8 protein-coding genes are annotated in these 13104 nt (G+C 40.0%); 5 read left to right on the forward strand and 3 right to left on the reverse strand.

The window, feature by feature from the left end:
* Positions 1–2 precede the first annotated feature (2 nt).
* On the reverse strand, positions 3–1838 hold the full coding sequence (gene recQ / locus A6E04_RS16360; protein WP_065611906.1) for an ATP-dependent DNA helicase RecQ: 1836 nt from the start codon (positions 1836–1838) through the stop codon (positions 3–5).
* Positions 1839–2015: 177 nt separating this feature from the next.
* Here recQ and rarD point away from each other — a divergent pair, with 177 nt between their 5' ends.
* Entirely contained in the window at positions 2016–2933 is a 918-nt protein-coding gene (gene rarD / locus A6E04_RS16365) for an EamA family transporter RarD (protein ID WP_065611907.1), read from the forward strand.
* 974 nt (positions 2934–3907) lie between these two features.
* On the opposite strand, the gene uvrD is transcribed toward rarD, so the two are convergent.
* On the reverse strand, positions 3908–6112 hold the full coding sequence (uvrD, locus tag A6E04_RS16370; protein WP_065611908.1) for a DNA helicase II: 2205 nt from the start codon (positions 6110–6112) through the stop codon (positions 3908–3910).
* Between the two features lie 101 nt (positions 6113–6213).
* Positions 6214–8724 (reverse strand): class I adenylate cyclase, encoded by a 2511-nt coding sequence (locus A6E04_RS16375; protein WP_017020385.1) that lies wholly within the window; start codon positions 8722–8724, stop codon positions 6214–6216.
* 257 nt (positions 8725–8981) lie between these two features.
* Between A6E04_RS16375 and hemC the strand changes: the two genes are divergently transcribed.
* Genes hemC through A6E04_RS16395 form a run of 4 tightly spaced genes read left to right on the forward strand, consistent with a single transcriptional unit; the run spans position 8982 to position 13070 of the window.
* Positions 8982–9917, forward strand: coding sequence for a hydroxymethylbilane synthase (gene hemC / locus A6E04_RS16380; protein WP_012549092.1), 936 nt, complete (start codon positions 8982–8984; stop codon positions 9915–9917).
* Position 9918: 1 nt separating this feature from the next.
* Positions 9919–10665 carry a uroporphyrinogen-III synthase gene (locus tag A6E04_RS16385; protein ID WP_065611909.1) on the forward strand — a complete coding sequence of 249 codons (747 nt, stop codon included), beginning with the start codon at positions 9919–9921 and terminating at the stop codon, positions 10663–10665.
* A 12-nt stretch (positions 10666–10677) separates the two neighbouring features.
* The gene (locus A6E04_RS16390) at positions 10678–11892 is read left to right on the forward strand and encodes a uroporphyrinogen-III C-methyltransferase (RefSeq protein ID WP_017020387.1); all 1215 of its coding nucleotides are present in this window, start codon (positions 10678–10680) and stop codon (positions 11890–11892) included.
* Complete coding sequence (locus A6E04_RS16395; RefSeq protein ID WP_065611910.1) at positions 11889–13070, forward strand: heme biosynthesis HemY N-terminal domain-containing protein; 1182 nt, start codon at positions 11889–11891, stop codon at positions 13068–13070. Before A6E04_RS16390 ends, A6E04_RS16395 begins: the two co-directional genes overlap by 4 nt.
* The last annotated feature ends 34 nt before the right edge of the window (positions 13071–13104 follow it).

Raw genomic sequence — 13104 nt, forward strand, 5'->3', positions numbered from 1 at the left:
ACTTATCCTTGTCCTGTAATGTGCATCTCGATCAAATCTAAAAAAGGATCGGCGTATTTTTCTAGTTTCTTCTGCCCTACACCATTAACAGCAAGCATCTCACCATAAGACGTCGGAGTAATGTCAGCCATATCCATTAACGTTGCATCACTAAAAACGACATAAGGAGGGAGATCATCACGATCAGCAATGGATTTACGTAACTTACGTAATTTGGCAAACAATTGCTTATCGTATTGACGATTATTCAATTTTTCAGATTTCGCTGTTTTAGCCGCAGTATCTAAACGTGGAACCGCTAATTCTAGGGGTTCTTGACCTTTTAAGATCGGACGAGCCTCTTCGGTTAACTGTAATGTCGAGTTTCGGGTAATATTTTGCGTTAATAATCCTTTATGGATCAATTGACGAATAATGCTAACCCAATACTCGTGGCTATTGTCTTTACCAATACCATAAGTAGATAACTTGTCATGACCATGCTCACGAATACGAGCAATCTTTAATCCACGCAGAACTTCCACCACGTAACCAACACCAAAGCTTTGGTTTACGCGATAAACACAAGAGAGTGCTTTTTGGGCGGCTTCAGTGCCATCAAATTGTTTTGGGGGATCTAAACAAACATCACAGTTACCACAAGGTTTTGGACTGTATTCGCCAAAATAATTTAATAGGACTTGGCGACGACACGTCTGCGCTTCAGCAAAAGCCGTCATCGCATTCAGCTTATGGCTTTCAACTAATTTTTGTGGGCCTTCTGGCTTTTCTTCCACTAATTTTCTTAACCAAACAATATCCGCAGGATCATAAAGCATCACCGCTTCTGCAGGTAAACCATCACGCCCTGCTCGACCGGTTTCTTGATAATACGATTCAATGTTCTTTGGGATATCAAAATGAGCAACAAAACGCACGTTGGATTTATTAATCCCCATGCCAAAAGCAACCGTTGCAACCACTATTTGAATATCGTCTCGCTGAAATGCTTCTTGCACATAATTTCGCTCATCAAGACCCAAACCCGCATGATAAGACGCCGCTCGAATGTGGTTATTGCAGAGCTTTTCTGTCAGCATTTCGACTTTCTTACGGCTACCACAATAAATCACACCACATTGGTTTTTCTGCGTTGCAAGATATCGAACAATTTGACTGACTGGTTTGTGTTTTTCTAACACGGTATAGCGAATATTAGGGCGATCAAAGCTGCCCAAATATTCATGAGGATTTGGTAAAGAAAGACGACTTAATATGTCTTTACGTGTTGCTTCATCAGCCGTTGCCGTTAGCGCCATAATCGGAACATTAGGAAAACGTTGTTTGATTTGACCAAGAGATGCATATTCAGGGCGGAAATCATGGCCCCATTGAGAAATACAATGCGCTTCATCGACGGCGATCATACATAGATTTAGGGATGCTAATCGATCCATAAAATCTCGCATCATCACACGCTCAGGTGACACATACAGCATCTTAATTTGACCCAAATTAACTCGGTTCCAAATAGAGACTTGAGCGTCACGATCAATCGTAGAATTTAAACACTCTGCTTGCACTCCATCTGCCTTTAATTGATCCACTTGGTCTTTCATTAAAGAAATCAATGGCGAGATAACTAAAGTTAATCCTTCAAACACTAAAGCCGGAATTTGATAACACAGTGATTTACCGCCCCCCGTCGGCATAATAACTAAGCTGTCTTTACCTTCAAGAACGGCATTAATGACTTCTTCTTGTCCAACACGAAATTCCTGATAACCAAAAACATCTCTTAAAACAGTTTGGCTCTGTGATACCTGTTCCATTGGCTGCTCTACTGTAATGCTGGACATAAAAAACTCATTAATAATGCGGGAGAGCCATTCTACCTATCGTTATTGGTGAGGAAAAGAACAATAGGAAAAAACTAGGCACATTCGACATCCATCCTTATACTCAAATCTATAATTTCGCACTAACGTATCCATGTACGTTCGTCTATTCTCCTTCTCATTTCACTGAAGAATTCTATGCCGACAACTGAACTTGAACAACAGCGCACCCGACAAGGGATTTTGCTCGCGATTGCTGCTTATACCATGTGGGGCATTGCGCCTATTTATTTTAAAACCATTAATAGTGTTTCTCCATTAGAGATATTAAGTCATCGTGCAATTTGGTCTTTCTTCTTTTTAGCGGGTCTACTCTGTGTATCTAAAGGTTGGAAAACAGTATTAAACACATTAAAAGACAAACGAAAAATGACCTATTTAGTCACGACGGGATTATTGGTCGGAACAAATTGGTTAATCTTTATCTGGGCTGTAAATAACAACCATATGCTCGATGCCAGTTTGGGTTACTATATTAATCCCTTATTGAATGTTGTATTAGGCATGATATTTTTGGGTGAGCGTTTACGTAAATTACAATGGGTTGCCGTTGCTTGTGCTGCTATTGGCGTCATTGTTCAATTAATTACTTTCGGTTCTATTCCTATCGTCGCTTTAGCACTTGCGTGTAGTTTTGGGTTTTATGGTTTATTACGAAAAAAAGTCGCTATGGATGCTCAATCCGGACTGTTTATTGAAACCTTAGTAATGCTACCAATGGCCGCTATTTATTTATTATTCATTGCTGATTCTGCAACGTCTAGTTTTACGAATAACGCAATGAACCTCAATCTCCTTCTTATTGCGGCAGGTATCATCACGACCATTCCATTATTATGCTTTACTGGAGCAGCCACACGATTAAAGCTCTCGACGTTAGGGTTCTTCCAATATATTGGTCCTAGTTTAATGTTCCTGCTGGCGGTTGGTTTATATGGTGAAGAATTTAGTACAGATAAAGCCATTACTTTTGCTTTTATCTGGAGTGCATTAATTCTGTTTACGGGCGATGCGCTTTTGTATAAAAAAAGAAACCAAAAAATTAACATAAAATAAACATTTAATTTATTTTGTGAGACATGACTCGAAAATGAGAATAAAGTTATTGAAATTATAAAATAACCCCTGAAGTAAACTTCATAATATGTGATACTGCTTGAATAATTAGAAAAAACAGTATTGACAATATTATAAATAGGTTGACTCCATGGCTAAGTGTAAAAACTGCAGAGCGATATTACCGCTGCTACCGTCTCGACGAAGTTTTGTTGAAAAGCATATAACACAACGAAACACTAAAAAATATAAATGCAAAGAATGTGATGAACTGCAATTTAGAAGTCCTTTTTCATCAAAATCTGATGCACAAAAATAAAAAAAAGAGAGCTTAATTAGCTCTCTTTTTTTATTTAACATAAATAACAACCGAATGAACCTAGCCATAACTATCATTAATGACATTCAATAAGCCAATCTATGGGCTCATATTCATAATTAATATAAATAATTAATCAAAGCCCTTAATTCTAACTATTTAAAAAATATAACCTTATATTTCCAATTTTATTTAATATGAATAAATTTATAAAAATTAAATAGATAATTCAGTTTCAATCGGCAATAGAGACTTGAAAAATTGACGACAACACGATAAGTATCATCCGTTACATTCCTTCTTGCGAGCTACATTTAATATGTAATATGTAAATATTGAAATAGATATCAGCCGAGGTAACCTTACTTACAATACGTGATGCTAGTGCAATAATTATAAAAGACAATATTGTTAATAGGCTTAACTCATGAATAAATGTAAGAACTGCAAAGCAACATTACCAATACGTCCATCTCGACGAAGTTTTATAGAAAGACATCTAACAAAGAGAAATACCGTAAAATACAAATGCCAAGAATGTAAGGTATTACAGTTTTTAAGCCCATTGTTAGAATAAACATCAAAATAATATATAGACATAAAAAAAGAGCCTATATTATATAGGCTCTTTTTATTGGTAAAAATATCAATTAAATTACATCGACTCTAACTTCGCGTATTGCGTTACAAGCCATTTTATCCCTTCACCATTAAAAGCAACCTGAACACGCCCTTGTGGGCCTGCACCTTCAAAATTGATGATCGTTCCTTCACCGAATTTAGGATGCTTCACTCGCTGCCCTAAATTATAGCCCGTTTCATTAAAGCTATTACTCATTGCCGTTTGACCAAAACGCGCTTGGGATGACTCACTTTGAGACCCATAGCTACCATATGAACTGGTTCGGCTGACTTTTGCTTTCATGCGAACTTCTTCAACAAACTTTGCCGAGATTTCTTTAATAAAGCGTGATGGCTTATGAAATTTCTCTTGCCCATACACTCGACGAGTTTCTGCGTAAAGAATATAGAGCTTCTCCATCGCACGAGTCATACCAACATAACAAAGACGACGTTCTTCTTCTAAACGCCCAGCTTCTTCTGCTGACATTTGACTTGGGAACATCCCCTCTTCAACACCCACCATAAAGACCAAAGGAAACTCTAACCCTTTTGCACTGTGCAGCGTCATTAATTGCACCGCATCTTCAAATTCATCCGCCTGACCATCACCCGCTTCTAATGCGGCATGCGTCAAGAATGCGGTTAAATCCGTCATTTCTTCAGCTTCTTCCGGTTTATCAAATTGACGCGTTGCGGTCACTAATTCTTCCAAGTTCTCAATACGCGCTTTCGATTTTTCGCCTTTTTCTTGTTCGTACATAGTAAACAAACCCGAGCTTTTAATCACTTGGTCAGTTTGTTCATGCAGACGGCAATCACGTGTATCATCTTCTAGCGCATTAATTAGATCAACGAAACGACTTAACGCTCCCGCCGCACGCCCAGGTAATACTTGTTCTTCGATTAAGGCAATACTTGCTTGCCACATGGTTGCACCACGTTCACGCGCAGCCAAACGCACGGTTTCCAGAGTTTTGTCACCTAGGCCTCGTGTTGGCGTATTTACGACACGTTCAAACGCAGCATCATCATTACGATTATTCATTAAACGTAAGTAGGACAGTGCATCTTTGATCTCTTGTCGTTCAAAGAATCGCATCCCACCATAAATACGATAAGGTAAACCTGCTTGTATTAAGGCTTCTTCAAGAACTCGAGATTGAGCATTATTACGATATAAGAAAGCGGTATCTTCTAATGCTCCCCCGTTATCGCGCCATTCTTTAATTTTTCCAACCGCAAAACGAGCTTCGTCCATTTCATTGTAAGCTGAATAGATTGAAATCAACTCGCCATCAGCGTCTTCAGTCCACAGCTCTTTGCCCATTCGCTCGGTATTGTTACTGATCAATTCATTGGCAGCATTCAATATATTGGCTGTTGAACGATAATTTTGCTCTAAAAGGATGGTTTTAGCACCAACAAATTCATTTAAGAATCGTTGAATATTTTCAATTTGAGCACCACGCCAACCATAGATTGATTGATCATCATCCCCAACGATCATAACCTTACAATCCGGGCCCGCCATCATACGTAGCCATGCATATTGAATGTTGTTCGTATCTTGGAATTCGTCGACAAGAATGTGCTTAAAGCGAGCTTGGTAGTGTTCGCGGATATGCTGATGATCACGCAACAGTTCATGAGCACGAAGAAGAATCTCAGCAAAATCGACCAAGCCTGAACGATCACAAGCATCTTGATAAGCGCGATACACTTTTAACCATGTTTCAGCGATAGGATCATTAAATGAGTTAATTTGATGCGGGCGTAAACCTTCATCTTTTTTCCCATTAATGAACCATGCAGCTTGACGTGCAGGCCAGTTTTTATCATCCAAGTTCTGCGCTTTAATCAAACGCTTTAATAAGCGTTGTTGATCATCAGAGTCGATGATCTGAAAACCTTCAGGCAATTTCGCATCAAGATAATGAGCACGAAGAATACGGTGACAAATACCATGAAAAGTACCGTTCCACATTCCCCCTGCGCTACCGTGCATTAATTCTTCAATACGACCACGCATTTCAGCGGCGGCTTTATTGGTAAATGTCACCGACATAATAGAGAAAGGAGACGCTTGCTCGATTTGCATTAACCATGCGATACGATGAACAAGTACTCGAGTTTTACCACTACCGGCACCCGCAAGTACAAGCATGTTTTCTAACGGAGCGGCTACGGCTTCGCGCTGTTTGTCATTAAGACCATCAAGAAGAAAAGAAACGTCCATCACATCACACTGGTTATTTATACATGTGAGTGGAGTATATACTGAAATGAAGTGAGACCCAAACGGTGTGTTTTTACAGCACACCCATAATCAGGAAAGTATTAAGCTTGTTTCACTTTTGATTGCTGTTGACCACTACGATACGGAACAATAGAGGCTTCTCTATTTTCACAATACGCAAGATCATAAAATTGAGGTAAATTAAAATTCACTTTGTCTGGCGATTCTAAATCAACGTTATTACGGCTAGAGGTGTAATAATGATTGATGCTATTCACCATATCATCTTTACTGCCATAACAATCATGGTAGATTTCTACGTTGTTTTCCTCATCAAGCACATAGATATTGAAGCCTTTTTCAATGTCATCAAAGAAAAATTGAATCAAACCTTCACTGGCAAACGAATCCACAACATCAGGGATTAAAATGCCACGGCGATCAAGAGGAACACTCGTAGAACCAATCGCTTTATTGGTTGAGATACTGGAATAAAATTGAACGGAATCTTCCAATTTTTGAATCGAAACACCACGGCGCTCAAAGAACAATCCATACATAGTTGAACCAATCTTAATGCCTTTAAAACGACGGCGTTTTTCACTGTTCTCAACGGGTTTCAAACGTAACTCTAAACATTCAGCCAATAATTGGTAAATATTATTACGAATAATACCGCGCATTTGCTTACTGTAACAAAACACATCAACAGATTCTGGGCGCTCTGCATCTTGGTGCATTTTGCACAATACCGTTTTCAAAGCATCTAAAATAGCGGTCTCGCCACTAAAATTTAACGTTCTCACTTCATGCCATGAATTTCGATACACCAAATCCACACTGCCCACTAAGTTGTGCTGTTCTTTGCCACAACTAAAGATATCCGCATCGCTTTGCGTTGCTCGCTCGGCTTTAATCGTTAATTCTTCTGTTGGATCGTTTTCTAAATTAATAAAAATAGATAACTGACGAACTTCACACGGGCTAGCCAGTTCTTCTTTGGTTGGACGTGGAGAATGCACCGAAAATGTGTTTCTTAAATCACTGACCATTTGATAAAACTTATCAATGTTCAAATCTGCATTTCGTACCACGGCATCCAAACGAGTAGATTCTGTAAGCAAGCCATTAAAAAATGCCCACGCAACCAATTTACTTAGATACTTATTGTGTTCTAAATGCTTAGCCCCCATCAACTCTTTGGCAATAAGCGGTTTTTTATAGACATACCAGCCGGGTTTATTTACCCCATTTTCTGGAACTTCAATAAAGCTTAAATCGGATTCATGTAAATCAGGAGAGATCTGTGGATTAAGCAGAGTAACCTTGCCAGGAAGCTCTTCAAATGCAGCATAAAGCTTACGAGCAAGAATACTAATATCTTCAGGACTAATAGAAGACGTAATATCATTATTACGCGCAAAACGAATCAAATTACGATAACTTTGCATTAACGCTTCAAGCAAATCGTTATGTGCTTTTTTAACTTGTTCGACTTTCCAAGTACGACGAGAATCGAGCTCAACAATGGTACTTTGAGACCATCCCCATTGCGTTGTCAGCTCAGTCAGTGCTTTACGACGCCACTCAACAGAATCTTGAACTTGTCTACGCGATAGCTTCTCATGTGTTTTTAGATAAAAACTACGGCGAACCAACTCTAAACGAGATAAATCGTTTGTACGCTCAAGATAACGCGTCACTTTTTCAAGCATTAAATAATACGCATCCATACCATAGAGATCAGGCTCATCGGCAAAAAAACGGCGTTTACTATCAATACTTAATAATTGTGTGTGTGGGTATTCCCAAGAATAAGCTTCTAATAAAATGGCTTTCAACACCGATTTAAAAGGTGAATCAATACTCTTATAGAGCTGCCATAGGCTAGACCCAAAATACTCTTCCGCAGGAATATGATTTAAACGACCGAAATCGACCCATTCGTCACGCTTAATGACACCGCTTTCGCATAATTGAGCGACATATTCATCATAGCTTTCTTCCATTTCAGGAGGAATGATTTGCCATAATAGCTGCTGACCACCAAGGCATACCGCGGTACGATAAAATTCATCCAATAATAGTAGATGCTGTGAAGATCCACAGTTATCACCCGTCATTTCTTCAGAATACGCATCACGAAAACGATTTTGCTCCATCAGAAAGAAGTTTGCTTCAATATAAAATTGCAAAGCCCACTCTGTAATCGCATCACATTTTTGTTGTAATAACGCTTTCTTTTCTGGTGCAAGATGCTCAGGAATACACACCCAGATATCGAGGTCACTGGCAACAGTTTGGCCAATAGAAGACGTACTACCCATGGAATAAAGACCAAGGATATTTTCTTGATTAGAGGTAGATAGAGGGTAACGGAGTGTTAGCTCAGCCATCCACTCACGTTGTTTCTGATTTGCATGAAACTTTTTAATACCACTAGGTGCACCTTCAATAAAACCCGGAAGCTCCGAGTGATTGAAATGCAATAGCAATGGCAATTGATGGAATATCTCTTGCGCTAGTGGTTTCATTAATGCCAATGCACGCTCTACACGTTGTTCCGTGAGACGTTTTTGCCTAGCAATTAAGGTTTCAATATAGGTGTGCAAATAGAAAGCCTAGTTTATTGTCGTCACAATACATGACGGTAAATATTGAACAGCATTCGTTCAATTCCAACCATAAAACGTGATCAAGATAACACTTTTACTTCAGAACGTAAAGATACACGCATGAGCAGAAAGTGTAATACCCATACCGTTTGCGGTGTTGTTTTTAACCTATAATCACACTGTTGTCATCCGGTATTTTCACCTCACCCTCAACTAATGGTAGGATAAGGTAATTATTTTGAACGGATACTACTATGTCACAACAATTACCAGTTCGTATTGCCACTCGTAAAAGTCCTCTGGCTCTATGGCAAGCTCATTTTGTAAAGGATGCACTGCAAGCCGCTCACCCTGGTTTGGAAGTCGAACTCGTTACAATGGTCACTAAAGGAGACATCATTCTTGATACACCTTTAGCTAAAATTGGCGGTAAAGGTTTATTCGTTAAAGAGCTTGAAGTTGCGATGTTAGAAGGTCGTGCCGATCTTGCCGTTCACTCTATGAAAGACGTGCCTGTCGAATTTCCTGAAGGACTAGGGCTTGTCACTATTTGCGAGCGTGGAGACCCGCGTGATGCTTTTGTATCAAATACCTACAACAACATTGATGAATTACCACAAGGTGCTACAGTTGGTACATGTAGCTTACGTCGTCAATGCCAGTTAAAAGAATATCGTCCAGATTTAATCATCAAAGAATTACGCGGTAATGTGGGAACACGTTTACAAAAACTGGATGATGGTAATTACGATGCGATCATTCTTGCGTGTGCCGGACTGATTCGTCTTGGCTTAGAAGATCGCATTAAAAGTTCAATTGAACCAGAGCAATCTCTACCCGCTGTTGGTCAAGGTGCTGTTGGTATTGAAACCCGCTTGAACGATGATCGTATTCGAGCACTACTCGCGCCACTTAATCACCCAGAAACGGCTCACCGTGTATTGTGTGAAAGAGCAATGAATAATCGCCTTGAAGGCGGTTGCCAGGTACCAATTGGCAGCTATTCATTAATCGATGGCGATCAAATTTGGTTACGTGCTTTAGTTGGTGAACCTGACGGATCGATTATGGTTCGCGGTGAAACTACGGGTCCAGTCTCTGATGCTGAAGAACTTGGCACAAAACTGGCCGAACAACTGCTTAATGACGGTGCAAAAGACATTTTAGACCGCCTATACGCTGACGCTTAACATGACCATATTGGTGACTCGCCCAGAGCAAGAGAGCCAAGCACTCTGTGATGCCCTACACCAAGCAGGGCATCTCGCCATTTCTCATCCTTTGTTAACCATACATCCAGGACGAGAACTTTCTCAATTGCCTTCTCTTTTTTCTTCTCTGTCTGATGGTGATTTTATCATCGCCGTAAGCCAACATGCTGTTGAACATGCGCAGAACAGCCTTCAAATGCAGCAAACGGAATGGAAAAAAGGGGTAAATTATATTGCGGTTGGTCAAAAGAGCGCTCAACACCTCAAAAAGTATGTTGTAGATACAGTACACTTTCCAACACACAGCGATAGCGAACATTTATTGGCTCTTCCTGTTTTAAAAAACACACAAGGAAAGAAAGCTCTCATTTTACGAGGCAATGGTGGACGAGACTTAATATTTCAAGCGCTTGACAATTCGGGGGTAGAAGTCTCTTATTGTGAAACATATCAACGAAAAAACACACCCTTTAATGGCGCATTAAAAGCAGCTGAATGGCAAAAAGAGCACGTAGATACAATCATAGTGACCAGCGGAGAACAACTGTCCTTCTTCACTGAACAATTCACACTCATACATTTACACTGGGTACTGCACTGTCGTTTATTAGTACCGAGTGAACGAATTAACCAACTTGCTCAACAACTTGGTTATCAACATATAGAAACGGTTGGCGGAGCCTCTAATTCCGATGTGCTGCACTATCTCAGTGAGCATCATGCATGATGGGACTTTCAAATGACAAAAGACAATAACAAACCACAATCAGCAGAAGAAAAATCATCAAATTCTGCAACGGCACCTTCTTCTCAAATCCCAAAAAAAGAGACGGAGAAACATGTGCAGCCAACAACATCTAAAGCGCCTTCAAATAAAGAAGAGCCTGTCGTAGACAAAAAAAGCCGTCGCCTAGGTACGGTTGCTATCATCATTTCAATTCTGCTAAGTGGTGGTGCATTTTTAGCATCACAGCAACAGGTCACTCAACAACAGCTTAAAATTGCTCAACTTCAACAGCAATTAAAAAATGCCGACAGCACCTTTGATGCAAAACTCGTCACAGCAGAGCAACGTATCACGGACAAAGCTGACGATATTGTACGTAAAGCAACGGTTCTCATCCAACAGCAAGACAAAAGCATAGCAAGTCTTCAATTGGCCATTGCTGACGTTAAAGGTCGCAGACCAAATGACTGGTTACTTGCAGAAGCCGATTATCTTGTAAAAATGGCGGGCCGAAAATTATGGCTAGAGCATGACGTCGTCAGTGCGACCCGTTTAATGGAAAATGCCGATCAACGTATTTCAGCATTGAACGATCCAAGTTTAATGCCACTTCGCAGAGCCATGGCCAGTGATATCTCAACACTGAAAGCCATCCCACTGATTGATCGTGATGGTTTAGTTCTGAAATTAAACAGCTTAGAACAACAAATTAATACCCTTCCATTAGCGAGTGCCATTCTCCCTGAAGCGGGCGTTGTAGAACAAAAAGAAGTGTCTACCAATATCAATGATTGGCAATCAAACCTGATGCAGTCATTGGATGATTTTGCCGGCCACTTTATTACTTATCGTGTTCGTGAGGGTAATGTCATTCCATTACTTAGCCCTGAGCAGCATTTTTATCTAAAAGAAAACATCAAAGGTAAACTACTACTGGCGTCTAAAGCTCTGTATCGCGAACAAAGTGAAGTGTATGTAACGTCATTAGAAAGTGCGAAATTGTGGTCATCTCAATATTTCCAACAAGATGATCCTGCAGTGAAGAGCTTTATGGCACAGTTAGATTCTTTGACTAAATTTAAAGTCGATGTGCGTTATCCACAAAAAATGAAAACTCAAGCACTTCTGTCTGATTTCATTTCAGAACGTCTACGCCGCAATGTCCAAGCGGTTAGTACAACAACGCCTGAGACTAAAACCACAACAATAGAAGGAGGTAAATCATGATTCGATTGCTTCTTCTGGCCATTGTCTTAGTCGGTGGATTAATCGTTGGGACAACATTCGCAGACCAACAAGGCTATGTATTAATTTCAGTCGCTGAGACCACTATTGAAATGAGTTTAACAACACTAGTTCTCTTCATTGGTGCCTTAATTGCGGGTCTTTTCTTATTAGAAATAGTCGTTAAACGCATTCTGTCAGTCAGTAATTTTACGCGTGGTTGGTTCAGTGCTCGCCATCTTAGAAAGGCTCGTTACAACACCTTTAAAGGCATGATTAAACTGCATGAAGGGGAATGGAAAGAAGCCGAACGTTTAATCACAAAGGGCGGACGCCATAACGATTTTCCGTTATTAAACTACCTCGCCGCCGCAGAAGCAGCCCAAGGTCGCCAACATATCGAGCAACGAGATGCCTACTTAAAGCTCGCTTCAGAACAACCAGGCAGTCACTTAGCTGTCGCATTAACCAGCGCAAAATTACAAATGCGTGAAGAACAATATGAATTTGCTCTTGCGACACTTCAGTCGGTTAACGTTGATTACCCTCATAATCCGGTTTTACTCGATCTTCTAAAAGACTGTTATTTAGCCCTTAATGAATGGCAAGCATTGAAAAAAATCATTCATCCGCTTACCAAAGGGAATTTAATTACAGAGCAACAAGCGCTTGAATTAGAAGAAAAAGTGGAATGTGGCATTCTCGCTTTAATTGCGACGAATAAGGGCACAACGGGGCTATTAGACCATTGGCAAAGTTTACCGAAAAAGCTAAAAAAACACATCCCCATTTTAGTGTGTTTAATTCGACAATTACACAATCGCAAAGCCGATTCTGAAGCGTATATCCTATTACGAGATAACCTAAAGAAACGCAGTGATGATCGCTTAATTGAGTTATTGCCAACCTTAAATCTGCCTGATTATCACCCAGCTACGGTACTGCTTGAAGATTTAGCACGCTACGATATTCGTAATCCCATAATTCAAAGCACACTGGCTCAACTTTATATGCGAACTCAAAAATGGCAACCGGCTCGCGAACATTTTGAAGCGGCATTGGCCATCCGCGAAGACATGTCAGATTACGCCTATCTTGCTCGGGTTTTAGATAAGCAAAACAGAAAACAAGCCGCTGCGGACATTTCTCGAAAAGCCTTAACCATGGTTGATGATATCTAATCCTATTTTATGACTCGTATAAAAAATGCCACTC

This window comes from Aliivibrio logei (assembly GCF_001691055.1).
In the GTDB taxonomy this organism is placed as follows: domain Bacteria; phylum Pseudomonadota; class Gammaproteobacteria; order Enterobacterales; family Vibrionaceae; genus Aliivibrio; species Aliivibrio salmonicida.